The sequence below is a fragment of the Bizionia saleffrena genome (assembly GCF_008086175.1).
In the GTDB taxonomy this organism is placed as follows: domain Bacteria; phylum Bacteroidota; class Bacteroidia; order Flavobacteriales; family Flavobacteriaceae; genus Bizionia; species Bizionia saleffrena.
Map to the genome: position 1 here is coordinate 147,042 of NZ_VSKM01000007.1, position 25,786 is coordinate 172,827.

23 protein-coding genes are annotated in these 25,786 nt (G+C 35.9%); 19 read left to right on the forward strand and 4 right to left on the reverse strand.

Going from position 1 to position 25,786, the window contains the following annotated elements:
* Positions 1 to 4 precede the first annotated feature (4 nt).
* From ES676_RS08440 to ES676_RS08485, 10 genes are all read left to right on the forward strand, one after another.
* Positions 5 to 1,123, forward strand: a complete 1,119-nt coding sequence (locus ES676_RS08440) for a hypothetical protein (RefSeq protein WP_148369883.1) — start codon at positions 5 to 7, stop codon at positions 1,121 to 1,123.
* A 1-nt stretch (position 1,124) separates the two neighbouring features.
* Positions 1,125 to 1,865 carry a WecB/TagA/CpsF family glycosyltransferase gene (locus ES676_RS08445; protein WP_148369884.1) on the forward strand — a complete coding sequence of 247 codons (741 nt, stop codon included), beginning with the start codon at positions 1,125 to 1,127 and terminating at the stop codon, positions 1,863 to 1,865.
* Positions 1,866 to 2,246: 381 nt separating this feature from the next.
* The gene (locus tag ES676_RS08450; RefSeq protein ID WP_148369885.1) at positions 2,247 to 3,599 is read left to right on the forward strand and encodes an undecaprenyl-phosphate glucose phosphotransferase; all 1,353 of its coding nucleotides are present in this window, start codon (positions 2,247 to 2,249) and stop codon (positions 3,597 to 3,599) included.
* A 26-nt stretch (positions 3,600 to 3,625) separates the two neighbouring features.
* Entirely contained in the window at positions 3,626 to 4,198 is a 573-nt protein-coding gene (locus ES676_RS08455; RefSeq protein WP_148369886.1) for a sugar transferase, read from the forward strand.
* Positions 4,195 to 5,331, forward strand: a complete 1,137-nt coding sequence (locus ES676_RS08460) for a DegT/DnrJ/EryC1/StrS family aminotransferase (protein WP_148369887.1) — start codon at positions 4,195 to 4,197, stop codon at positions 5,329 to 5,331. The genes ES676_RS08455 and ES676_RS08460 overlap by 4 nt, the downstream gene beginning before the upstream one ends.
* A gap of 4 nt (positions 5,332 to 5,335) precedes the next feature.
* A complete protein-coding gene (locus ES676_RS08465; RefSeq protein WP_148369888.1) occupies positions 5,336 to 6,367 on the forward strand; it encodes a polysaccharide biosynthesis protein in 1,032 nt (343 codons plus the stop codon).
* A 147-nt stretch (positions 6,368 to 6,514) separates the two neighbouring features.
* The gene (locus ES676_RS08470) at positions 6,515 to 7,813 is read left to right on the forward strand and encodes a UDP-glucose dehydrogenase family protein (protein WP_148369889.1); all 1,299 of its coding nucleotides are present in this window, start codon (positions 6,515 to 6,517) and stop codon (positions 7,811 to 7,813) included.
* A complete protein-coding gene (locus ES676_RS08475; protein WP_148369890.1) occupies positions 7,813 to 8,805 on the forward strand; it encodes a UDP-glucuronic acid decarboxylase family protein in 993 nt (330 codons plus the stop codon). The genes ES676_RS08470 and ES676_RS08475 overlap by 1 nt, the downstream gene beginning before the upstream one ends.
* 3 nt (positions 8,806 to 8,808) lie before the next feature.
* On the forward strand, positions 8,809 to 10,218 hold the full coding sequence (locus ES676_RS08480) for an exopolysaccharide biosynthesis polyprenyl glycosylphosphotransferase (protein ID WP_148369891.1): 1,410 nt from the start codon (positions 8,809 to 8,811) through the stop codon (positions 10,216 to 10,218).
* 8 nt (positions 10,219 to 10,226) lie between these two features.
* The gene (locus ES676_RS08485; RefSeq protein ID WP_148369892.1) at positions 10,227 to 10,997 is read left to right on the forward strand and encodes a glycosyltransferase family 2 protein; all 771 of its coding nucleotides are present in this window, start codon (positions 10,227 to 10,229) and stop codon (positions 10,995 to 10,997) included.
* Between the two features lie 486 nt (positions 10,998 to 11,483).
* On the opposite strand, the gene ES676_RS08490 is transcribed toward ES676_RS08485, so the two are convergent.
* On the reverse strand, positions 11,484 to 12,791 hold the full coding sequence (locus ES676_RS08490; RefSeq protein ID WP_148369893.1) for a phenylacetate--CoA ligase family protein: 1,308 nt from the start codon (positions 12,789 to 12,791) through the stop codon (positions 11,484 to 11,486).
* Positions 12,792 to 12,855: 64 nt separating this feature from the next.
* Between ES676_RS08490 and purD the strand changes: the two genes are divergently transcribed.
* Positions 12,856 to 14,127, forward strand: coding sequence for a phosphoribosylamine--glycine ligase (gene purD, locus ES676_RS08495; protein WP_148369894.1), 1,272 nt, complete (start codon positions 12,856 to 12,858; stop codon positions 14,125 to 14,127).
* An 18-nt stretch (positions 14,128 to 14,145) separates the two neighbouring features.
* Here the strand turns inward: purD and ES676_RS08500 are convergent, their stop codons facing one another.
* Positions 14,146 to 14,373 (reverse strand): DUF6341 family protein, encoded by a 228-nt coding sequence (locus tag ES676_RS08500; RefSeq protein ID WP_148369895.1) that lies wholly within the window; start codon positions 14,371 to 14,373, stop codon positions 14,146 to 14,148.
* 40 nt (positions 14,374 to 14,413) lie between these two features.
* Between ES676_RS08500 and ES676_RS08505 the strand changes: the two genes are divergently transcribed.
* Positions 14,414 to 15,337 (forward strand): DUF6427 family protein, encoded by a 924-nt coding sequence (locus tag ES676_RS08505; RefSeq protein ID WP_148369896.1) that lies wholly within the window; start codon positions 14,414 to 14,416, stop codon positions 15,335 to 15,337.
* Here the strand turns inward: ES676_RS08505 and upp are convergent.
* Complete coding sequence (gene upp, locus ES676_RS08510; RefSeq protein WP_148369897.1) at positions 15,326 to 15,985, reverse strand: uracil phosphoribosyltransferase; 660 nt, start codon at positions 15,983 to 15,985, stop codon at positions 15,326 to 15,328. The two genes, ES676_RS08505 and upp, sit on opposite strands and share 12 nt — an antisense overlap.
* 712 nt (positions 15,986 to 16,697) lie before the next feature.
* On the opposite strand from upp, the gene ES676_RS08515 reads away from it, so the two are divergent.
* Complete coding sequence (locus tag ES676_RS08515; protein WP_148369898.1) at positions 16,698 to 17,309, forward strand: DUF4254 domain-containing protein; 612 nt, start codon at positions 16,698 to 16,700, stop codon at positions 17,307 to 17,309.
* Positions 17,310 to 17,337: 28 nt separating this feature from the next.
* Positions 17,338 to 18,357, forward strand: a complete 1,020-nt coding sequence (locus ES676_RS08520; protein ID WP_246130337.1) for a glycosyltransferase family 9 protein — start codon at positions 17,338 to 17,340, stop codon at positions 18,355 to 18,357.
* A 212-nt stretch (positions 18,358 to 18,569) separates the two neighbouring features.
* On the opposite strand, the gene ES676_RS08525 is transcribed toward ES676_RS08520, so the two are convergent.
* The gene (locus ES676_RS08525; protein ID WP_148369899.1) at positions 18,570 to 19,628 is read right to left on the reverse strand and encodes a ferredoxin--NADP reductase; all 1,059 of its coding nucleotides are present in this window, start codon (positions 19,626 to 19,628) and stop codon (positions 18,570 to 18,572) included.
* 113 nt (positions 19,629 to 19,741) lie between these two features.
* Here ES676_RS08525 and ES676_RS08530 point away from each other — a divergent pair, with 113 nt between their 5' ends.
* From ES676_RS08530 to porW, 5 genes are all read left to right on the forward strand, one after another.
* Positions 19,742 to 20,080 (forward strand): PadR family transcriptional regulator, encoded by a 339-nt coding sequence (locus ES676_RS08530; RefSeq protein WP_148369900.1) that lies wholly within the window; start codon positions 19,742 to 19,744, stop codon positions 20,078 to 20,080.
* Positions 20,081 to 20,102: 22 nt separating this feature from the next.
* The gene (locus tag ES676_RS08535; RefSeq protein WP_148369901.1) at positions 20,103 to 20,795 is read left to right on the forward strand and encodes a hypothetical protein; all 693 of its coding nucleotides are present in this window, start codon (positions 20,103 to 20,105) and stop codon (positions 20,793 to 20,795) included.
* Positions 20,796 to 20,856: 61 nt separating this feature from the next.
* Entirely contained in the window at positions 20,857 to 22,329 is a 1,473-nt protein-coding gene (locus ES676_RS08540) for a DUF5687 family protein (RefSeq protein ID WP_148369902.1), read from the forward strand.
* Positions 22,330 to 22,349: 20 nt separating this feature from the next.
* Positions 22,350 to 23,078 carry an ABC transporter ATP-binding protein gene (locus tag ES676_RS08545; protein WP_148369903.1) on the forward strand — a complete coding sequence of 243 codons (729 nt, stop codon included), beginning with the start codon at positions 22,350 to 22,352 and terminating at the stop codon, positions 23,076 to 23,078.
* 139 nt (positions 23,079 to 23,217) lie between these two features.
* The gene (porW, locus tag ES676_RS08550; protein WP_170234441.1) at positions 23,218 to 25,770 is read left to right on the forward strand and encodes a type IX secretion system periplasmic lipoprotein PorW/SprE; all 2,553 of its coding nucleotides are present in this window, start codon (positions 23,218 to 23,220) and stop codon (positions 25,768 to 25,770) included.
* Positions 25,771 to 25,786: the final 16 nt, after the last annotated feature.

Sequence of the window (25,786 nt, forward strand, 5' to 3'; positions counted from 1 at the left end):
ATTAATGAGATTAAGCTGTATTAAATATCTGCATTCCAATTTTGCTGTGTTATCACTGCTTCTATTATTCATCACAGAGGCTTTTTTTAAAATTGTTTTATTCTCTACAGGAGAGACACCAGGGATATTGCAAGTCACTAAAGGAGTTTTATTATTAGGTGTAGGTCTTTATCTTTTAATACAGCAGCCTAAGTCACTAAGGCTATTAGGACTGCTTTGCTTAACTTTTGTCTTGGGACAATTTGCCTTAGATAGCGGTGCTTTTAAAGAGGCCGTAATTGCTTTTTCTAAATTAGTATACCCTGTTATTCTGTTACTATTTTTCAATAGTTATACACTCTCCATAAAACAAAGAGAAAAGTTATTTGTGATTTTTGAATATATTATGCTTTGCAATGCGTTATTCGTTTTTAGCGGTTTACTTTTCGATATTAAAATTTTTAATACGTATTTAGGTTCTCGATTTGGTTTTAACGGTTTGTTTGTTACTTCAGCTACGAGCTCTTATGTGTATAGCCTTACATTAATTTACTTAATAGCGAAGTATAAGGCTACTGTGTTTAAAAAGATTCCCAATTTAATTATTATCGGGTCGATGTTTTGTTTAGGGACGAAAGTGGGGTATCTATTTTTGGGCTGTTTTTTGGGCGTTTACATTTGGAAATATACTAGAATAAATAATAAGATAATCGCAGCTGGTGTCATTGTTTTAGGAGCGCTTACAGCTTATGTGTTTTTCTTTAAGTTCGGTATTTTTAACGAGATCCGCTTGAAAGATGGATTAGTTTCATCGGTAATGTCCTATAGAAACGAATTATTAATTGAACGGACTATACCTTACATTCAGGAACACTGGACGACGTTTAATTATATGTTTGGGGGAGTCTCAGACTTAGCCACAAAATCTCAAATTGAATTTATAGATATTTTTTATTTTTTCGGAAGTATAGGAGGTTTATTATATTATTACGTGTTTTTTAAAGCCTTTCTGGTCGTTAAACTTGAAATTTATAATGCTGTATTACTCTCGGTATTGTTCATTATCGTACTTTTGGCTGGTAATTTTTTCAGTTATCCTTCAATAGCTATATATTTAGTTGTTTTAAGAGAATACCTCAAGTAAAATGAACAAAATCAACATACTTAATACGCACATTCACAATGTATCAATGCAAGAAACCTTGGCTATTGTAGACCATACTATAAGCAAAGGTGAGCAGCTACATCACGTCGTGGTTAATGCGGGGAAAATTGTAGCGATGCAATCCGATTTGCAATTACGCCAAAGCGTTAATGAAAGCGATTTAATTAATGCCGATGGGCAAGCTGTTGTGTGGGCTTCAAAAATACTAGGGAAACCGTTAAAAGAACGCGTAGCAGGTATTGATCTTATGGTTAACTTAGTTGCATTAGCACATCAAAAAAAGTATAAAGTGTTTTTCTTCGGTGCAAAAGAGGCTGTTGTTAAAGCGGTAGTAGATAACTATTCTAAAACCTATTCTCCAGATATTATTGCAGGCTATAGAAATGGATATTTTAAAAAGGAAGAGGAGCAAGATATTGCTAGAGAAATTGCGAATAGCGGTGCGAATATCTTATTTGTAGCTATTAGCTCACCAACCAAGGAGAATTTTTTATACGACAATAAGGCATTGCTGAAAAACGTGAACTTTATTATGGGCGTTGGTGGCAGTTTTGATGTCGTTTCTGGTAAGGTGAAACGCGCACCAGAATGGATGCAAAATTCTGGTTTGGAATGGTTTTACAGATTCTCTCAAGAGCCACAAAGAATGTGGAAACGCTATTTAGTAGGAAATAGCAAGTTTATTGGTTTGGTGCTTAACGAGAAACGGAAAATTAAATAATTTTTTCGGAAGATTTTGAGTATTTTTACTTTGAGGGGTTATAGTAATGAGACGTCGAAGACATTTTAAAATCGATTTGCAGTGTTAAAATAATCTTAATTTTATGAATAGTTTATTATCTTTGTCTCGCTAAAGGCGTTAATCTGAGTTAAATCGTTATAAAATAAGTCCCTTAACCAAAATCTTAGCATATAATACAATACGTTTTTTTTGTTAAAAATGGTCCACGAACGTTTTAGAACGTATATATAACGTGGGGCTAAAACGTACTGCGTTTTAATTCGGTTAAAATTAGTGCTATAGCATTTACGCTCAACTTAAAAATAGAGATTTTATAACTACTAATCCTAAAAATGGGACTTTATAATCCCCAACGAATAAGTGAAGTACAGACAGCATCGATTTTCAGGATTAATTAAGCCGCTAGCATGTAGTATTGATATTGCAATTATAATAGGGACTATCTTTTTGTTTCCGCTTAGTATTACAAATCTTTATATCTTTATTCTATATAGTGTTTTTTTCTGGTTATTAATTGCTCTAAAAACCGGATTTTATAATATTCAAAGACATACTCGATTGTTTCGCCTAACACGTCTGGTATGCATACAGATGGGCTTTTACGCCGTAATACTATACGCTTTTATTGGTTTTTTTAAACAGCCGGAGATTAGTCGTTCTTATTTAGCGTTGTACTTTCTAACTTGCTTCGGTTTAGTGTTCGCTTTTAAAATTACAACCTATCTACTCTTATTAAAATACCGTGCTATTTTTAAAGGTAACATTCGCTATGTCGTTGTTATTGGTAAGAATAGTAAAATGAATCAACTTTTAAAAATCTTTAAGGAGCAATCGGATTTTGGATACGAAGTAAGTAAACAATTTAATACGCGATCTGAAGCGTTTTCTCTAGAATCGTGTTTCAGCTATATTTTAGAACATAAAATTGATAAAATTTACTTTTCAGTATCAGAATTAACGAACAATCAGATTAATAAATTAATTAATTTTGCGGACAATAATTTAAGAGAACTCAAATTTATTCCTGATAATAAAGAAGTGTTTTCAAAAAAATTGAAATACGAGTACTACGATTTCATTCCGGTGTTATCATTACGCGAAATTCCTTTAGATGAACCCTTGAATTTAATTATTAAACGTGTTTTCGATATTATTTTTTCAACTTTAGTTATTGTGTTTTTATTATCGTGGTTAACACCAATCATTGCTATTCTAATTAAATTAGAGTCTAAAGGGCCTGTATTTTTTAAACAATCTAGAAGTGGGTTTAGTCACTCCCATTTTGGTTGTTATAAGTTCCGTTCTATGACGGTAAATAAGAATGCCAATGTTGAACAAGCCATAAAAAATGATGTGCGAATTACTAAAGTGGGTAAGTTTATTCGAAAAACGAGTATAGACGAGTTGCCCCAGTTTTTTAATGTATTTCTCGGCCATATGTCTGTTGCAGGCCCAAGACCGCACATGATAAGCCATACCAATATGTACTCTAAAAAAGTGGATAAGTTTATGGTGCGCCATCTGGTGAAACCGGGAATTACAGGGCTGGCACAAGTAAGTGGGTTTAGAGGGGAAATAGAAACGGATAAAGACATTATTAATCGGGTACGTTTCGATATTTTTTATGTCGAAAACTGGTCGTTGTTAATGGATATAAAAATTATACTACAGACCGCCATTAACGCGATTCGAGGAGAAGAAAAGGCGTATTAAAATACAGTTTATAGTCTATTGTTAAAATGCCAAACGAACTACAATCGTACAAACACATTAAAAGAGTCGCTGATGTATTTAGTGCTACCCTATTGTTGGTTATTTTATGGTGGTGTATTTTAGTACTCATTATAATAGCGAGTATAGACACCAAATCTTATGGTGTTTTTAAACAAACCCGAGTAGGACGTTTTAAATTGAAATTTACCATCTTTAAAATTAAAACGGTACAAAATAACGGAGAAATCTCTAAGATTGGTGCGTTTTTAAGACGCTCGAAATTAGACGAGCTGCCGCAACTATTAAATATAATTATTGGAGAGATGAGCTGTGTAGGGCCGCGACCAGATGTTCCTGGTTTTGCTGATGAGTTAATAGGCGATGAAGAAATTATTCTTAGTGTTCGCCCAGGAATTACTGGGCCCGCAACAGTCTATTTTAGAAACGAAGAAGCGCTTTTAGCAAAACAACAAGATCCAAGGCAGTATAACGCGACGGTAATCTGGCCTAAAAAAATCGAATTAAATATAAAATATGTACACGAGCTCAGTTTTAGAAAAGATATATATTACCTTGTAAACACCTTTTTTAAGCTATGATTTCTAAAATTTGGCTCTCCGCTCCCCATTTAGGCACCTCCGAAGAGCAGTATGTAAAACAAGCCTTTACGGATAACTGGATAGCGCCAGTGGGGCCGCAGCTTTCTGAGTTCGAATCAGCGATAGACGTGTATTTAAATGCTTCAAGCTTTTCAACGGCGCTCTCTTCGGGGACGGCGGCAATTCACCTGGCCTTAAAATTATTAGACGTAACGATTGGCGATGAGGTAATTTGCCAAAGTTTCACTTTTTGTGCGACGGCGAATCCCATAACGTATCTAGGGGCAATCCCCGTTTTTATTGATAGCGAACCAGGGACTTGGAATATGTGTCCGGTGGTTTTAGAAGCTGCAATTAAAGACAGAATCCAACAAAACAAAAAACCGAAAGCGATTATATTTGTGGATCTCTATGGAATGCCAGCCAAAATAGAAGCCCTTTTGAAAGTCGCCTCAGCTTACGATATACCTGTAATTGAAGATGCCGCCGAAGCACTGGGATCAACTTATAAAAAGCGGAAATGTGGCACTTTTGGCCAGTTTTCAATCTTTTCATTTAATGGGAATAAAATTATAACCACGTCCGGCGGTGGCGCCTTGGTAAGTCGTACTAAAGCACTCCAAGAGCGCACGCTTTTCTATGCGACGCAAGCGAAAGAACCGGCAGCGCATTACGAGCATCAGCATATTGGTTTTAATTACCGACTCAGTAATGTGTGTGCTGCCATAGGAAAAGGGCAAATGGAGGTATTAGAGACGCGAATAGCACAACGGCAGGCTAATCATCGGTTTTATCAAGAATTCTTCAGCGGAAGCAAAGATATCAGTGTATTCACATCTCCCCATCAAAAATATCAGTCTAATTATTGGTTAAGCTGCATTCTAATCAACTCATCCTCTAGTTTTAGTCCTACAGCTCTTATAGATCATTTAGCAAAACACTTTATTGAAGCGCGACCACTATGGAAACCGTTACATTTACAGCCTGTTTTTAAAACAAACGCCTATTACGGCGGTTCCGTTTGCGAAGACTTGTTTAATCGCGGTGTTTGTTTACCTTCGGGATCAAATTTAACCCCAAGCGACCGATTACGCATCGCAGAAGTGTTATCTGAATTTCTAAAAAGGAAATAAAGCTATGTTTAAAAACAAATGTGTTTTAATTACCGGTGCGGCAGGAACGATTGGGTGGGCACTAACACATTTTATTTTACCGTTTCAGCCCAAAAAAATCATTCTGTTAGATACCGCCGAAACACCCCTTTTTAATTTAGAGCACGCTATAAATAGTGTGGTTCCTGAATCTACAACAATCCAATGTGTTCTTGGAAGTATTACCAATGTAGCGCTTATCAATAAACTATTAAGCGAAAACACGATCGATTTTTTGTTGCATACGGCAGCCTATAAACACGTTCCAACCATCGAAAAACAGCCTATTGAAGGGATTCAAGTCAATAGTTTAGGCACAAAACTACTAGCGGATGCCGCTCTAAAAAACGGCGTAAAACAGTTTGTTTTTATGTCTACAGATAAAGCGGTAAATCCATCGAGTGTCATGGGGGCCACTAAACTATTAGCCGAAAAATATATTAAAATATTAAGCGAATCGCATCCGGAGGCCACGCGCTTTATAACCGTGCGCTTCGGTAATATTATAGACTCAAATGGGTCTGTGATTCCGTTGTTTAAAGCGCAGTTAAAAGAGAACAAACCTTTAACGATTACCCATAAAAAGGCAACACGGTATTTAATTAGTGTTTCTAAAGTAGTGTCGCTGTTGGCCGAATGCTTAACATTTGCAAAAACGGGTGAGATATTGGTATTCGAAATGGGCAAACCGCAATCTATTTACGATATTGCGACAACAACTATTCAAGAATCAGGCTATAACATTCAAGATATTCAAATAGAAACCATTGGTTTGCGACCAGGGGAAAAGTTACACGAGGAATTAGTCTCTGGAAATACTAATTTAGAACCGACAAGACATCGCGATATCTTTGTGGTTAACGAACCGAACACAGTACCCTTATCAGAAATAAATAGGGCGTTTCAAAACCTTCAAAAGGCAGTAGAAACGTATGATGCTTTGGCCGCAGTAAAAGCGCTAAAAAGAACATTAAAAACCTATAAAAGCAAAAATTCGGAGTACGAAGCTTTAGATTAAACATATTGTAAGAATATAATACGCGGTTAAGCGGTTTCTTTTATATTTGCTATTACTGAAATCTAGCAGTTATACTATACGATTTATAGACCATCGTATGTCCGTTGGCAGAAGCGCAAGAGTTCGGAATAATAAGACAGTAAACAAATGAAAATAGCAGTAATAGGTACAGGATACGTAGGGTTAGTTACCGGAACATGTTTAGCAGAAACTGGTAACGACGTGCTGTGTATAGATATAGACGAAAACAAAGTAAAAAAAATGCAACAGGGTGAGGTGCCTATTTACGAGCCGCATCTTGATGTTTTATTCGAAAGAAATATAAAAGCCAACCGTTTAAAATTTTCTACGCGTTTAGAGGAAGGATTAGCACACGGTGATATTATTTTTCTAGCTTTACCAACCCCTGAAGATGAAGATGGTTCGGCCGATTTACAATATATTTTAGGCGTTGCCGATAACATCGGGAAAAGTATTAAAGACTATAAAGTCATTGTCGATAAAAGTACCGTGCCTGTAGGAACGTCCGACAAAGTGAAAGCAGCTATTGCAAAACACGCAACGGTAGATTTCGATGTGGTGTCGAACCCTGAGTTTCTAAGAGAAGGTTTTGCAGTAGACGATTTCCTTAAACCAGAACGTATCGTGATAGGAGCGCGTAGTGAGCGCGCTATTGCTTTAATGGAAAAATTATACAAACCGTATGTACGCTCTGGAAACCCGATTATTATTATGGATGAAAAATCGGCGGAATTAACAAAATACGCGTCTAATGCGTTTCTAGCAGCAAAAATTACGTTTATGAACGAGATTGCTAACTTTTGCGAAAAAGTAGGCGCCGATGTCGATAAAGTGAGAATAGGAATGGGAACCGACTCAAGAATCGGGAAACGGTTTTTATTTCCTGGCATTGGTTATGGAGGGTCTTGCTTTCCTAAAGATGTAAAAGCATTATATAAATCCGGAATAGATAATAATTACGATTTTAAAATATTAGACGCCGTTTTGGAGGTGAATAAAAAACAAAAAGTGGTGCTTATTCCTAAAATTGAGAACTATTTTAAGGGCGATCTCAAAGGAAAAAATATTGCGGTGTGGGGCTTAGCCTTTAAACCTGAAACCGACGATATTCGCGAAGCACCAGCGTTAGATGTTATAGAAAGCTTACTAAATTTAGGGTGTAATATTACCGCTTTCGATCCGGAGGCAATGGAGAACGTGCAACGCAAATTAGGAGATAAAATAACCTATGCCGACGGTATGTACGACGCTTTAGAGAATGCCGATGCTTTAGTAATTTGTACCGAGTGGAGCATTTTTAGAACGCCTAATTTCGAAAGAATGAAAGCAAAAATGAAAGGCCACGTTATTTTCGACGGAAGAAATCTTTACGATGTTCCAGATGTTGAAAACGAAAATATAACCTACATTTCAATAGGAAGATAATGCAAGAGAAAACAGTTTTAATTACAGGGGCAGCAGGCTTTTTAGGATCACATTTATGCGATCGCTTTATCGCCGAAGGATACGCTGTTATTGGTATGGATAATTTTATTACAGGCGATAAAAAAAACATCGCACACGTGTTAGACCATCCCCAGTTTCAGTTTATAAAACACGATGTTACCGAGTATATTAAAATTGAACGAGATGTCGATTACATTTTACATTTTGCGTCGCCTGCAAGTCCTATCGATTATTTAAAAATCCCTATTCAAACCCTAAAAGTGGGCTCGCTAGGGACTCATAATTTATTAGGTTTAGCGAAAGCAAAAGCGGCGAGAATATTGATAGCGTCAACTTCCGAGGTGTATGGAGATCCGCTAGTGCACCCGCAACCAGAAACGTATTACGGTAACGTAAACACGATCGGCCCGCGTGGGGTGTACGACGAAGCTAAGCGTTTTCAAGAGTCGATAACAATGGCCTACCATAGGTTTCACGGATTAGAAACGAGAATCGTTCGTATTTTTAATACGTATGGACCGAGAATGCGACTTAACGATGGGCGTGTCATTCCCGCATTTATGGGGCAAGCACTGCGTGGTGAAGATTTAACCATCTTTGGCGACGGACTGCAAACACGATCGTTTTGTTATGTAGATGACCAAATCGAAGGTATTTACAGATTGCTGTTAAGCGATTATTCATACCCCGTAAATATTGGGAATCCGCACGAAATTACTATTAAAGATTTTGCTGAAGAGATTATAAAACTAACCGAAACCACTCAGAAAATAATTTATAAAGAATTACCTGTCGACGATCCACTACAGCGCCAACCCGATATTACGTTAGCCAAAGAATTACTTGACTGGGAACCTACAGTCTCACGAACTCAAGGAATGGAAACGACCTTTAACTATTTTAAAAGTTTAAATAAAAACGAATGGTATAAAAGTGAACACAAAGACTTTTCGAGTTTTAATAGTAAGTAATTTATGGAATTTAAGCGCGGAAGATATTCATGGCTTTTAAGACCGTTTCTTATTATTTTCGACATCTCTGTTGTTAATGGTCTTGCCTTTTATTATTTCAATTTTAAAGCAAACGATCTTACGCGGTTTAGTGCCGAATATTCCGAAAATATAACTCTGATTTTCATAATCTATGCGGCTATTTTCTGGATATTTTCTTCGACTATTTTAAAATTTTATCGCGTTTTTAGGTACACGTCTGTTATTACAGTGCTGTCACTAATTATTAAGCAATTCTTAGTGTTTAGTATTATCATATTCGCTTTTGTCGGTTTGTTTAGAAGTGTTAAGCTACCGGCCTCCAAAATATTCGAGTATATTGTTTTTGCCTTTTCAATTATTGGTGCGGTAAAACTATTAAGTTATTACGGATTAAAAACGGTGCGAACGTATCTTAAAGGGAACTTGCGTCGTGTCGTTATTGTAGGGAATAACGAGAGTGCCCAAGAATTAAAAGCGCTGTTTAGGAGCCAAAAGCAATTAGGATATAAAGTATTAGCGACGTTTAGTGATACGTATATTAAATCCAACACCGGAAGTATTGCCGATAGTTTTCCCTATTTAGAGAGAAATACGGGAGTAGATGAGGTGTATTGCGCTATCGACGACCTAACAGAAAAACAAGTGAATTATTTTGTAAAAATTGCGAATATCAATCACAGTAATATAAAATTTGTTCCCAATACTAAAAAGCTATTTTCAAAGCGATTAAAAACGGACTTTTATAATTATTTACCCGTGCTTTCTATAGAAGAAGTGGCCCTGAATAGAGATTTTAATCAGCTTATAAAACGGGCGTTCGATGTTATCTTCTCATTATTTATTATTGTTTTTGTACTGTCTTGGGTAACCGCTATCCTGTTTCTTGTCATTAAATTAGAATCGAAAGGGCCTTTGTTTTATAAACACAAACGCAACGGTAAAAACTACGAAGAATTTACGTGTTACAAGTTTAGATCGTTAAGAACGACCACCGAAATAAAAGGAACCTATGTTACCGAAAATGACAATCGGGTGACCAGAATCGGAAAGTTTTTACGTAAAACGAGTATCGACGAGCTACCACAATTTTTAAATGTTATTAAAAACGAGATGTCGGTGGTGGGGCCAAGACCGCACATGCCATCTTATACTGAAGACTACTCAAAAAAAATTGATAAATTCAATTTTATTTTTCGACACAATGTAAGACCTGGAATTACAGGGTTAGCACAAATTAAAGGGTACCGCGGGGAAATTAAAACCGACGAGGATATTATAAACCGAATTAAATACGATATCTTTTATATCGAAAATTGGTCATTGTTATTAGACATTAAAATTATTTTTCAAACAATAATTAATATGTTTAAAGGGCAAGACGAAGCTTATTAACTGACTATTTGAAAGCCTTAGTTTCTATTATTACGCCGCTTTATAATTCGGAGCTTTTTATTTCCGAAACGATAACGAGTGTCCTAAATCAAACCTATTCGCATTGGGAACTATTGTTAATCGACGATGGCTCTACCGATGCAACGTGTACTATTGTAAATAATTTCGTTGCTAAATACCCTAATATTTTCCTCTTAATAAATGATACAAATAGGGGAGCAGGGCATTCTCGAAATAGAGGTATTCAAGTGGCAAAAGGTGATTTTATAGCCTTTTTGGATGCAGACGATCTTTGGAAACCTGAAAAATTAGATAAACAAGTTTCGTTTTTAAACACGCAGGATACCGACATTTGTTTTAGTAGCTATGAACTTATTAACGAGGCCAGCCAGCCGCTTAACACTAAGGTGGAGGCCTTACCTATATTGAATTATGCCAAACTCTTAAAAAGCAACTATATTGGTAATCTCACCGGAATGTATAATGCCAAAACGTTGGGTAAAGTCTATATGCCACTTTTAAGAAAACGTCAAGATTGGGTACTGTGGTTAAATGCCCTAGAACGCTCCGGAAAACCAGCGCTAAGTATCAACGACGCGCTGGCGTATTACCGCCTACGAAAAGCATCTATTTCAGCAAGCAAGTGGCGTTTAATTAAGTATAATTATTGGGTGTATAAAAAAGGTTTAGGGTATTCTATACCCGCTTCCATTTTAAAAATGATAGTGTTTTTATACGAACATTTTTTAGTAAAATCTAAACAGAATAAAACAATCTAATAACACACGCCGTTTTCCTAATTTAAAACACTCCAATACGAATTACGCACACCAAGACTCGCGTTTTCAGCACTTCCTGTTGGGCTTAAAAGACAATAATTACCTTTTCAATTAGGTTGCTTTTTTTTATTGTTAAAAAAGTAACCATAGAAATCTAGGCTTACCAAGCGTCATCTAAACTTTTCATTCGACACCTAAATGTAGGAACTCGTTTATTATAATTTGGAGTATCTACCTTTGATATGACAGGTTTTATGAGTTTATAAATTTTATATTTGTCTTCTTGTATAGAAGATTTTGTTTAATTAACGGCGCCACTAATTTATCAAGAATGCCATTCACTTTCAATTAAATAGAACTCTTAAGTTTCTCGATGTAATTTATTCATTACGTAGAAACTTCAAAAAAACACGAAATCAAAACCATATACTTAAAAGTGTCATTAGCCAATAGCTATTCACAAAAGAAAGGCATTCATAAAAAAAACTATAAATAAGAAACAAACTGCTTCAACTTCCCACTTTTAGACCGATGCAACACCTGTTTTTGTTTGTAAACAAGGTGCAGTCCTGGTTCTAAATAGATGTCGAATGCGTGTTGAATCTCTCGTTTTTTATCCTCGGAAAGACTATTGGTACTCACATAGCTTATCTTAAACGTGTTTAATTCTAGCTGCTCGATAATAAACTCTTTTACTATCGAGCCGTCTTCAATAATCGTTTTGGTAATATAATAAAAGGTGAGTCCGGCGGCTGTTTTACCACTGGGTAGCCTTGCGATATCGCTCGTTCGACCTATAAGGGTTTCTAAAAGGGGTGTCTTTGTAGTACTGGATTTTGAAAGACGCCCCAAATCACCAAGGTCGTAACGAATAAAAGGATGCGCCTTGTTGTACAAAGACGTGACTACAACACGACCTATTTCGCCGTAGGGCAACACTTTATTATCATCATCAATAATTTCAACGTATAAGTCCGCACTGTTTACGCGCCAGTGGTCATTAGCGTCTTGGAATGCTATCAATCCTAATTCGGCAGCGCCATATTCGTTAATTATGGGTACACCCAAATACTGTTCTAAAAGATGCTTGTCGTCTTCAAAAAGCATTTCGGAAGTGACAATACACGCTTTTAAAGTGGGACAAACGGATTGTAATATAATCTGTTCGCGTTTTAAATATTTAGCAAACTGTACGATGGCACTCGTGTAGCCATTAATATAATCGAACGGCGTATTCGAAAAGGTTTTTACGTTGTTTTTAAATGTCGCATCGCTTAAATCAAAAACCGAAAACCGATAGCGATTACTGAGCGCGTCTTTTAACCGTTCTTTATAGTAGCCTTGAGTATCTAAAGGAATGCCATAAAAGCGCGCTTGTTTAGAGTGGTTGAGGTCGATATTAAAAACGTTATAGCGCTTTATAAACCCTGCCCACGTTAGGGCGTGACAGTAATTGTCTTTAGCAAAAATAAAAGGGGTGCCAGACGAGCCCGACGTTTTATGAATATGGCAATTTCTTAAAGTAAACCCCTCAGATAAGCGCTGTTGCAACGGTTGTTGTACCTCTTTTTTTGTTAGAATAGGCAAAGAGTTCCAATCGGTAGTATTTATCCCTTCTGTTAAACCGCGATAAAAGGAATTGTGTTTTAAGTGATACGTTACAATCTTTTGACGTTGTTTTTCGATGTACAAAGGATATTCCGCGGAAGAGATCGCAGAAATGGCTTCAAAATCGGAGCACGCCTTAGTCATCGGGAAACCTTTAAAACGTAAAGAGAGGTTAAATAAATTCAAAAGAAAAACGGATAAATATGTTTTTGTAAAGTAAATAATTATTTTTGCGGAAACAACAACAACTATGAACATTTTAATTCTTGGTTCTGGCGGAAGAGAACACACAATTGCTTGGAAAATCGCACAAAGTGCAAAGTGTAAACATTTATTTGTAGCACCTGGAAATTCAGGGACTTCAGAAATTGCGACTAATGTGCCGCTTTCTGTTACCGATTTCGGGGCTATAAAAGACGTCGTCCTTAAAAACGATATTAAAATGGTGATTGTAGGGCCAGAAGATCCTTTGGTGTTAGGGGTTCATGATTTCTTTTTAGCGGACGCGCAACTCAAGAACGTGGCGGTTATTGGACCACAAAAAGCAGCCGCCGAATTAGAAGGGAGTAAAGAGTTTGCTAAAAAGTTTTTATTTAGACATAACATACCAACAGCCGCTTACCAGAGTTTTGATGCCACTACCGTTGAAGCGGGGTGCGACTTTTTAGAAACGCTTAAACCACCGTATGTTTTAAAAGCAGACGGGTTAGCAGCCGGAAAAGGCGTGCTTATTTTAAAGGATCTTGAAGAGGCTAAAACCGAACTAAAAGCAATGCTTGTAGATGCCAAATTTGGAACGGCAAGTACCAAAGTGGTTATTGAAGAGTTTTTAGACGGGATAGAATTAAGTTGTTTTGTGCTAACCGACGGTAAAAACTATAAGATTTTACCTACGGCGAAAGATTATAAACGTATTGGAGAAGGGGATACGGGATTAAACACTGGAGGAATGGGAGCCATTTCTCCAGTGCCATTTGCCGATAACGAGTTTATGTCTAAAATAAAGGAACGCGTGGTAATACCCACCATTAACGGACTCCAAAAAGACAACTTACCGTATAAAGGCTTTGTATTTATTGGTCTAATTAAAGTTGGAAATGATCCATTTGTAATAGAATATAATGTGCGCTTGGGAGACCCTGAGACCGAAGTGGTGTTACCGCGTTTAAAGAATGATTTAGTAGAGGTGTTTCAAGCAGTTGCGAGCCAAACGCTAAATGACATCACTATTGATATCGATGATAGAGCGGCAACAACAGTTATGTTGGTGTCTGGAGGGTATCCTGAAGCTTACGAAAAAGGAAAAGAAATAACAGGCTTAGAAAACATTGAAGGGTCTTTAGTGTTTCATGCGGGTGCAAATTTAAAAGAGGGTAAAGTGGTAACGTCTGGCGGACGTGTAATGGCAGTTACAAGCTTTGGAAAGACCTACCAAGAGGCCATAAAAAAATCTTACCAGAATATAGATAAACTACATTTTGATAAGATGAATTATCGTAAGGATATAGGTTTCGATTTATAAGAAACCTATCGCTTTAATTTATAAAAAGGAGTGAGAAGATACCGATTTATCTTCTTCGTTATTATCACTATGTTTTTTCAATTGAAGCATCCAGTATACGACCGCGACAGCAGCGATTACTATAAAGATCCAAGAAAATAAATTTGCGATCCACCAGTTCTCTAATTCTATTGTTGCTAAGGCATCAAATGGAACAAGCGCTACATTTACAAAAAAATCCTGAATGGCATAAAAAAAATCTTTCATCTGTCTTATATTTATAAGTACAAAAATACAAAAACTGCTTATGATTACAAGTTTTTTTAGTAAATCAAAACCAATTAATTTTTTAATTGTATTTCTTATATCTTTCATAGCCTTATTAACAGCTGTTTTTAAATACGAATCGGGGGCTTTTACGCTTGAGCGAATAGTAAAATTAGGCCTTGTTTTCGGGGTGTCTTACGTGTCCATTTTAGTCGTTGATTTTATAGTAACTAAGAATTCCTTAACCGGAAAAAGTAATTACGAAATACTCTTATATAGCTTGTTTTTGCTATTAGTACCCCAGGTTTTTACCAATCAAGAAGTGTTATTTTCTAATCTTTTAATCCTGCTTGCAATACGCCGTATTGTAAGTATAAGAACCCAAAAAGAGGTAATTAAAAAATTGTTTGATGCCGGATTTTTGGTGGCCTTGGCAAGCTTAATTTATTTCTGGGCTGCACTGTTTTTTATCGTTATTCTTTTGGCATTATTCTTTTTTTCGGAGCAACGTTTAAAAAACTGGTTGGTACCTTTTGTGGGGTTTTCTGCGGTAATTGTAGTCGCTATTACAGCTTCCGTAGTGTTTAACGATACGCTTTATGGCTATTTAACCCTAGCGCCTCAAGTAGATTTTGATTTAAGTCATTACAATTCCATTCAATTTATGGTAGCAATCACCGTACTATTATCGTTTGGTTTATGGTCTTCTATCTTTTATTTGAAAGACTTAAATACGAAAACAGGAACCTTTAAACCAGCTTATAAAGTGGTGTTTGTAAGTTGTCTAGTAGCAGCGGCTATTTTAATTATTGCACCCAATAAAGACGGAAGCGAATTTGTATTTCTCTTTGCACCATTATCGGTGGTCATCACCAATTACATAGAAACCATCGCAGATAAATTGTTTAAAGATTTATTTGTTATTGTACTCTTTATAATTCCCTTTTTATTGTTAGTGTTGTAGTTTTTTACCGAAAGCCAAATCGCCAGCATCGCCCAAGCCAGGAACAATATAGCCGTTGTCGTCTAGGGCTGGATCTACTGCCGAAATCCATAAATGGGTATCGTCCGGAAAGTGTTCTGACACAAAATCAATGCCTTCTTGTGCGCCAATTACAGCGACCAAATGAATATGTTTAGGGGTTCCAAAAGGTTGTAAAGCTTCAAAAGTAGCGCGTAATGATTGCCCGGTAGCAATCATAGGATCGGCTAAAATTAAAGTTTTGCCTTCCAAATCTGGACACGCTAAATATTCGACTATAATTTCGAAAGATTCAGGGTTTTTTAAATGGTGTCTATACGCCGAAATAAAGGCGTTTTCTGCGGTATCAAAGTAATTTAATAAGCCATTATGAAGTGGTACTCCTGCCCTTAAAATGGAACACAACACAATGTCATTATCTATAAGTGGTATGGTCGATGCGCCCAAAGGGGTCGTAATGGTTTGATTGTTATATTGAAACGTTTTACTCATTTCGTAGCTTAAAATTTCGCCGATACGTTCAATATTTCTTCTAAAACGCATACTGTCTTTTTGAACGGTCACCTCTCGTAATTCTGAAATAAACGTGTTAAGGACAGAGTTTTGTAAAGCAATATTGTGAACAATCATAAAAAAAGGGTTTAAGAGAACGCAAAGTTAGGTATTTCTAATGATATAGACTTAATGCGAAAAATGTAAAAAGCCTTCAAAATTTTAGTTAATAGTGTTGTGCTATTTTGTCTGTTTTGAGCGCCGTCTAGTCCTCAATAGTATACCTTTTGAAGGTCAGGAGTGTATGCGGACAGTTAATTGCGTAAGTGTTTAAAAAATTAATCATCTAAGGTTTGGTAAAACATTATTAAATTAAAAAAAAGTGTTTTACTGGCCTATCGGAAATCTATCGTAAAATTTGAAATGAATACGCCTTAAAATTTCAGACTGTTTGAGCAATCGATACAGAGGCGTCAGGCACTATTATACTGGCTGGGCTTTGATATTTAGTTGTACAATGAAAAATTTAGATAGCGGTTCGTAAGTCTAGATTTTTATGGTTACTTTTTTCAGCAATGGAAAAAAGTAATACTATAAATACTAAGAAAGTTATTAGGTATTAAAAGTTAAGCTATAGTGCGCTCGCACCTTCAAAAATATAAGAGATAAACAAAAGCTTTTGCTTTGACGCCTTTGCTAAGTAGTTCGCTATGATATTCTATTGGGTAAATATCACTAGTGTTGCGCGTAAAAAACAGAAAATGAATACCAAATTTTGAATACCCGCAGAGTGGCTAAGCTTAATTATCTTATTTTATTTGCTTAGATTTGTATTCAAAATAAGGCAACAATGAACTTTACAAGCAAAGCAAATTCAATACTTCAAGAGGTAATTAATACCTATCACGTTGTAAATACTGTAGACCAACCGTTTACTAATATATACGATGAAAAAGACCAATTAATAGAGCACTTACTATATAGAAAATGTTGGATAGATACCGTGCAATGGCATTATGAAGACATTATTAGGGATCCACAAATAGATCCAGTTGCGGCATTAACGTTGAAACGTAAAATTGATGCGTCAAATCAGGACAGAACCGATATGGTGGAGTATATTGATGGTTATTTCTTAAAGAAGTTTGCCAATATAACACCTAAAGATTCAGCTAAAATCAACTCTGAAAGTCCGGCTTGGGCAATCGATAGACTGTCTATATTAGCCTTGAAAATTTATCACATGAATGAAGAAGTAGAGCGTAAAGATGCTTCTGAAGCACATAGTGCTGCCTGCCATAAAAAACTTACTGTGTTGTTAGAGCAACGTGCAGATTTAAATATAGCAATCGATGATCTATTACAAGATATAGAATCTGGCGATAAATATATGAAGGTGTACAAACAAATGAAAATGTACAACGACGACGAATTAAACCCTGTTTTAAGAGGGCAGAAATAAAACTCTTTTAATACTATTTAGAAACGAGATGTCTACACAACCAAAGCATATTTTAGTAATAAGACTCTCTGCTATGGGAGATGTTGCAATGGCCGTACCGGTTTTGCGTGCATTTACCGAGCAACACCCGCAAGTGAGGCTTACCGTGTTAACACGAGCGTTTTTTAAGCCGTTTTTTAAAGACTTAAAACAAGTCACCGTTTATGCACCTAATTTAAAAGGGAAACATAAGGGTGTTTTAGGAATGTATGCATTGGCGAAAGAATTAAAAACGCTAGATATTGATGCCGTAGCCGATGTACACAACGTATTGCGTAGTAAATTGTTAAAATGGTTTTTAAAAGGACTTCCGTTTAAGCAAATTGATAAAGGGCGTAAAGAAAAAGAAGCACTAATAAAAGGGACTGCCGTTAAGCAATTAAAAACGACGCACGAGCGTTACGCCGATGTGTTTCGTGCGTTAGGGTTTGACTTAGACTTAAGTGCGCCTACTTTTCCAGATAGTAAGAATTTAAGCGGAAACGCTTTAGCGCTTATCGGGAACGATTCAAATAAGTGGATTGGGATTGCTCCTTTTGCACAGTACGACTCTAAAATGTATCCTATCGATTTAATGGAGGACGTCATTACTGTTCTTTCTAAACAACACACCGTTTTGTTATTTGGTGGCGGTAAGGATGAAATAAGCCTTTTAAATGCCTTGGAGAGCAAATACGATAATGTTATAAATGTTGCTGGAAAACTAACCTTTACAGAAGAGTTAGATGTTATTTCTAATACCGATGTAATGTTGGCTATGGATTCTGGTAATGCGCATATCGCCGCAATGTTAGGTAAAAAAGTAGTGACGGTATGGAATGTAACGCATCCGTTTGCAGGTTTTGCACCATTTAATCAACCGGCAAGTAATAGTTTACTGGCTAATCGAGAAGAATTCCCCCTAATACCGACGTCCGTATATGGTAATAAATATCCGGAAGGTTACGAAAAAGCCGCGAGAAGTATTCGACCTAAAGACATTATCGCTACAATAAACACTTTACTATAAACTAGTATTGGCCGATTATAGGGAGCAGACCACATGTCTTTTAAGAATAAAGAACTAAGAATTAATTAGAAACGGTCTGAACGGTCTGAAAAACAGAAAGGCGCGAAGAAAAATCCCTCACTATCTTTTTAAAACCAGTGATGATAACCAAATAAAAAGCTCCGTAAATTACGGAGCTTTTTATTTTTATAGGAGATTACTAAAACGCATTATTATACATCATCATAATCTACCGTTATTGTTGCCGTGTCGGGATGTGCTTGACAGGTTAATATTAAGCCTTCGGCAACTTCACCATCAGTTAAAATATTGTTTTTTCGCATCGTTGCTTTGCCCTCAGTTACTCTAGCGATACAACTACTGCAAATACCTCCTTGACAAGAATAAGGAGCATCTAGGTCATTGTCTAACGCCGCTTCAAGTATGGTTTGCTTTTTTTGCATAGTAAAGGTAGCCTCTTCATCGTCAACAATAACTTTAATCGTAGCGTTACCGTCGCTTACGGTTTCCGGCGTCGCTACATCGGCAGATTTTGCAGCCTTAAACAATTCGTAATGAATACGGTCGCTAGGTGTGTTATGCTCAATTAACACATCTCTTACGGTATGGATCATCGCTTCTGGTCCGCATAAATAATAAGCATCAACATCAATATGTTTATGCTTGTTTTTCATAACGTAGTTTACCGTGCTTTTTTCAATACGACCAAAGATAGCATCCTCTTCATCGGCTTGACTAAACACAAACTGAATATCAAATCGGTTTTTATATTGGTGATGTAAGTCTAATAATTCCTGAAGGAAAATAGTGTCTTCCGTTGTTTTATTACCGTACACTAAAATAACTTTACTGTGCACCTCTTCTTCCAAAGCGCTTTTAATAATACTTAAAATAGGAGTAATGCCACTTCCAGCAGCAAATAAGGCGATGTTTTTAGTTATTTTATCGTTCGGCTTAAAATTAAAACGCCCTTTTGGTGGGGCGACATCTAGTATGTCACCTTCTTTTAAGGTGCTATTTACATAGGCGGAAAAGGTACCGTCTTCAACTTTTTTAATGGCTACTTTTATGTCGCCACTTTTTGGAGACGAACACATCGAGTAATCTCTTCTAATTTCTTTTCCGTTAATCGTCGTTTTTAAAGTAATGTATTGTCCAGCGATAAAGGAAAACGTGTCTTTTAAAGTCTCTGGTATCGAAAAACTTAAAGTAACGCAGTGCGCGGTCTCTCTGTGTATGTTTTTTATTGAAAGGTTATGAAATTGCGACATAGTTTTTATTTTAATACAAAAATAGTGAAGCCCATTTAGTTTATACTTTAAATTTTAAAAAAAATGCACCTCAACTTCATGCCTAAGAAAATTATGTATACATTTATCCTGTAATGGGAAATTCAAAATTATATAAAGGAAGTCTTTCAACCATCATTTTAAAGCTTTTAAGTGAGACTGAAAAAATGTATGGTTACGAGATCACACAAAAGGTAAAAATACTTAGTCACGGCGAATTAACTATTACGGAAGGCGCTTTGTATCCTGCATTGCATAAATTAGAAGCTGAAGGCTTTTTGGAGGTTGAGGTTGTTAAAGTCGATAATAGATTTCGCAAATATTATAAATTAACAGAAAAAGGTGCTACAGAAACCACGAGTAAGCTTGAGGAATTAAATGATTATATCAAGACTATGCAGGCGTTAATGTCCCCATCTTTTAATCTGCAATAAAAAATAAATGTAAGTATTCGCTATGAAAATTACAGAACAGCAAATTGAATCACTTTACAAGTTTACTAGGCAGCATTACGTTGAGCACTATGATTTACAAACAGAACTTGTTGACCATTTAGCTAACGATATTGAATCGTTTTGGGAAGAAAACCCTAATTTAAGTTTCATTGAAGCCCGAAATTTAGCCTTTAAAAAATTTGGAGTTTTTGGCTTTATGGATGTTGTAGATAATAAACTAAAGGCGATGAATAAACGTTATGCTAAACTATTATGGGACTTTGGAAAAGAGTGGTTTGCTTTGCCTAAAATCGTTATTACCTTAATTATCTTTATCGTTTTTTTAATGTGTTTTAGCTCTCAGTATGGCAGTTATTTTATCTATGGAGTTACAGGAGGTATTGCTATTTATAGTCTCGTTAAATTTATAGTGTTAAAACGAAAATTAAAAATAAAGAGAATAAAAACAGGGCGGATTTGGTTATTAGAAGACCTTATTTTTAACGCTGTAGCTATGAACGTGTTCTTTTTAATAATTCATATACGACCGTCTTTAGAAATAATGGAATCTGCAGGTGTTATTTCCTGGTCATCTATTGGTTTTGCCTTGTTTTTTACACTGGCCTCAATTTATTCTTATATCTCTTTGAATGTCCTACCTGAAGAGTCAGAGAAATTACTAAACCAAGTTTATCCAGAATATAAAATGGTGTAATGTGTAACAAATAAAGCAAAAAACACACTAACCTTAATATAATGCAAACTAATAACCTATTATGATTAAACGCCTTTTAAGTTTCGAATGGAAACAATTTTCTCGTTCTTCCTATTTCAAAAAAGGAATCGCTATAAAAATATTATTGGCTTTTGCTGTGTTGTATTTTGGCGGAATGGCGTTACTTTTAGGGGGGAGCTTATTCTTTATTCTTAAAAAAACAATTCCGGAAACAGACCCGATGACTACCGTAAATAGCTTTTTATTCTTTTGGTTTATTTTCGATTTTATGTTGCGCTACTTTATGCAGCAATTACCGGTAATGAATGTAAAGCCTTTAATGATTATTCCCGTAAAACGCAACACCGTAATTTACTATTTGTTAGGCAAGACGAGTGTATCGTTTTTTAATATTTTACCGCTCTTTATAGTGGTTCCTTTTACCATTGTTTTACTAGTTCAAGGCTATCCCGTTATACCAGTGTTGGCTTGGCTTATAGGTTTTGTGGCGATTACGGGATCTATTAATTTTATAAACTTTTTAGTCAATAAAAATAATGTGGTGTTTTATGTTGTGCTGGCTCTTGTCGCCACCTTTGGCGTTTTAGAGTATTATTCTATTTTCAAAATTTCAGAACCGATGGGTTATGCTTTCAACTATATGTATGCGCACCCCTATTTGGTGGTGGTTCCCATTGTCGCTTTAGTCGCTTTATTTAATGCGACGTTTCATTTTATAAAAAAAGGCTTTTATTTAGACGATGCCATTTCAAAAAAAGTAAAAGAAGTGAGTACTACCGATTTATCGTGGCTAAACCGTTTTGGTGCAGTGGCTCCTTTTTTAAAGAACGATATTAAATTAATACAAAGAAACGTAAGACCGCGTCAGGTAATGATGATGTCTTTTATGTTTCTATTTTATGGGTTAGTCTTTTATACACAAGACACCTATCGCGAGATGCCAGCTCTTTTAGCCTTTGCTTCGATGTTTATAACGGGTGGTTTTTTAATGACGTTTGGCCAGTATGTGCCGTCTTGGGATAGTGAATATTACAAGTTGTTAATGAGTCAGAATATACCGTATAAAACCTATTTAGAATCGAAATGGTATTTAATGGTTGTGGCGGTATTGTTCTCCTTTATATTGAGTACGCCTTACATTTATTTTGGCTGGGATATTTTCGGTATGATTGCTGCCGGAGCGGTCTTTAATATTGGTTTAAACTCCTTCTTAACCTTATTTGGTGGGGCCTTAAACCGCGTGCCCATAGAGCTAAATGTGAAAGCAAAAGCCTTTAGTAATACTAACGGGTTTAATCCTACGCAATTACTCATTGGGCTGCCTAAATTTTTACTACCCATGCTAATATTTTATGTGCCCTATAAATTGATTAATTTCAATGCAGGACTTATTGCTCTAGCCTTGGTTGGGGTATTAGGAATTGTTTTTAGACCATATATTTTTAATAAAATAGAGCAGGTATATCAAAAAGGAAAGTATAAAACTATAGCCGCTTTTTCAGAAAAACAATAATTCATTACAATTCAATACTTATGATAAAAACAGTTAATTTAACCAAAAAGTATAATGATGTTACGGTGTTAAATATCGAGGAAATCGAGATTCCAAAAGGACAGAGTTTCGGATTGGTAGGCAATAATGGGGCAGGAAAAACAACGTATTTCAGTTTGCTGTTAGATTTAATCGCGCCGTCTTCTGGGTATATTGAGAATAATGGTGTCTTGGTGCACGAAAGTGAAGATTGGAAACCATTTACGTCATCTTTTATAGATGAAAGTTTTTTAATAGGGTATTTAACTGCCGAAGAATATTTTTATTTTATTGGCGATTTACGCCATCAAACTAAAGCCGATGTGGATACATTATTGGCTCAGTTTGCAGATTTTTTCAACGGAGAGATTTTAAAACAGAAAAAATATTTGAGAGATTTAAGTAAAGGAAATCAAAAAAAAGCAGGAATTGTTGCCGCATTAATCGGAAACCCTGAGGTTATTGTTTTAGATGAACCTTTCGCAAATTTAGACCCGACAACGCAAATTAGACTAAAACAAATCATTAAAGAATTAGCCCGGTCTAAAGGCGTTACCATACTTATCTCTAGTCACGATTTATCGCACGTTACCGATGTGTGCGAGCGTATTGTAGTACTAGAAAAAGGGGCAGTAATTAAGGATTTAAAAACGAGCCCAGCAACCTTAAAAGAATTAGAAGCTCATTTTTCGGGTCTGGTGGGTGTAGAAAAAGCGACAGACTTACAATAAAAAATATAACTCTAAAGTGCACATTTTTTGCTTTAATTGGCAAAAACTCAAAAAGATGCTTATTTTTACGTGCTTATGTAGAAAGAACATAATATTTTCGCAAGTTCTTAGTTATGTAATAGATAAAAAAATAGCACTCTTGAAAATAGCTTTAAAACCCATATTATCAGCAGTAATCGTTACTTTAATTTTAGTAGGATGTTCTCGTAAAAAAGACCGTTTTATTAATAGAAATTTTCACGCGATAACAGCCGAATACAATACCTTATTTAATGGTTTTAGTGCCTTAGAGCAAGGCCGAAATAGTTTAAATGCGTCGTATCGCGATAACTATTGGGCGATTCTACCCATCGAGAGAATGCAAATAGAGGAAGAGGTGCTTTTACCGGGACAATCTAAAAATGCCGAGTTTACTAAAGCGGAAGAAAAAGCAGTAAAAGCGATACAAAAACACAGTATGAATGTTGAAGGGAAAGAGAAAAACCCGCAAATGGACGAAGCGTATTTACTATTAGGAAAATCGCGTTATTTCGATCAGCGTTTCATTCCGGCATTGGAAGCTTTCAACTACATTTTGTACAAATACCCTGCAAGTGATAAAATAAATCAAGCTAAAGTTTGGAGCGAAAAAACCAATATGCGCTTAGATAATAACACGTTGGCTATAACAAATTTAAAGCTATTATTAGAGCAAGAAGAATTGGAAGGTCAGGATTTAGCCGATGCCACTTCAATACTCGCGCAAGCTTATATTAATACCAAGCACTTAGACAGCGCACTAATACCAATGGCGGTTGCTGCCAAATCTACCAAAAAAGACCACGAAAAAGGGCGGTATTTTTTTATTAAAGGACAGCTTTATGATGCATTGAATAAGCCGGATAGTGCTAATAGGGCGTTCGATAAAGTGATTGACTTAAATCGGAAAATTCCGAGAAAATACTTAATTAACGCACACTTAGAAAAAGCTAAAAACTTCAATTATCAGTCTGGCGATAAATTGGTGTTTACCGAGCATTTAAAAGCCCTTGAAGAAGATCGCGAAAACAGACCGTTTTTAGATCATATTTACCATCAAAAAGCGCAGTACTACTTAACGAGTGGTAACGACTCTTTAGCGCAAGTATATTACAACAAATCACTACGAGAAAATTCAACAGATAAAATTTTAGTAGCCACTAATTACGAAACGCTGGGAGATATAAGTTTCGATACCAATCTCTACAAAGAAGCCGGCGCTTATTACGATAGTACGATGACTAATATGGTAGAAAATAGCAAACCATTTAGGATTATAAAACGTAAAAGAGAAAATTTAGAGACTGTTATTTATTATGAAGACATCGCCGTAGTTAATGATAGTATTTTAAATCTTGTATTATTGTCTAAAGCCGAGAGGCTGCAGTATTTTGAAGACTATACTACAACTTTAAAACTACAGGCTGAAGCTGAAATAGAGAAACAAGCTATTATAGATCAGAAAAAGGGATTAGCGGTTAACAATGCTGGAAACACAAATGCTTCTAGTTTTGCTAAAAGTGCAAAAAGCAGTGGTAAAAGTTCAAATTTTTATTTCTATAATGACCAAACGGTAGCCTATGGTAAAAACGAATTTCTACGCATTTGGGGAGATCGCGAATTAGCCGAAAATTGGCGATGGTCTAGTAAAAGCGCGTCGAGCAACGTGGTGGCTTTAGAAAATGGAAGTGGCATAGATGCCGCCGAAAGCGAATTGTTTGATCCCGAATACTATATCGCGCAAATTCCATCGGAACCCGAGGTGATTGCGACGCTTCAAAAAGATAGAAATTATGCGTACTATCAGTTAGGGTTAATTTATAAAGAGAAGTTTAAAGAGTATAATTTATCTAAAAATAAATTCTTAGCGCTGCTTAAAAGCAATCCCGAAGAGCGATTAATTTTACCATCAAAATACAACTTGTATAAAATCTATGAACTTCAAGGTCGTAGTGATGCGGTGTCTATAGCTAAAAACGATATTGTTACCAATTACCCAGACTCGCGATATGCGCAGATTTTGAATAATCCAAACTTGGCGGCACTGCGCGATGAAAACAGTCCGGAGAGTGTTTATGAAAAGGTCTATGCCTTATTTCAAAATCAAGAATTTGAACGCGTAATTTTAGAAAGTGACAGTCATATTTCAACGTTTGAAGGTGATGCTATTGTGCCTAAATTCGAACTACTAAAAGCCTTTGCTATTGGTAGACTTAACGGTTTTGAAGCGTATGAAAACGCGATAAATGCTGTGGCAGTAACGTATGCAAATACTTCTGAAGGCTTACAAGCACAAGACATTATTAATAGCTCTTTAGAAACCCTACGCGCTTCAGCATTTGTAGAAAATGATAGTTTTAAACACTTTAAAGTGATTTACGAATTTGAAAACACACCAGAAAACGGTTTGGAAGATTTCGTAAAAACAATAGATGAAAGTGTTAAAAAGGTGAAGTACTTTAAATTAAGCACTTCGGTAGATGTTTATAATAAAGACACCACTTTTGTAGTGGTGCACGGACTAAAAAGTATAGAAGGTTCTCAAGGCTTTATGCAACTTTTAAATAAGGAAGACCGGAAAAAAATAAAGCGTCCGTTTTTCTCTATATCTTCAAAAAACTATCGCACGCTCCAAATTCATAAAAACGTAGACGCTTATAAAGCCATACAATAAATCCCAAAAATTTAAA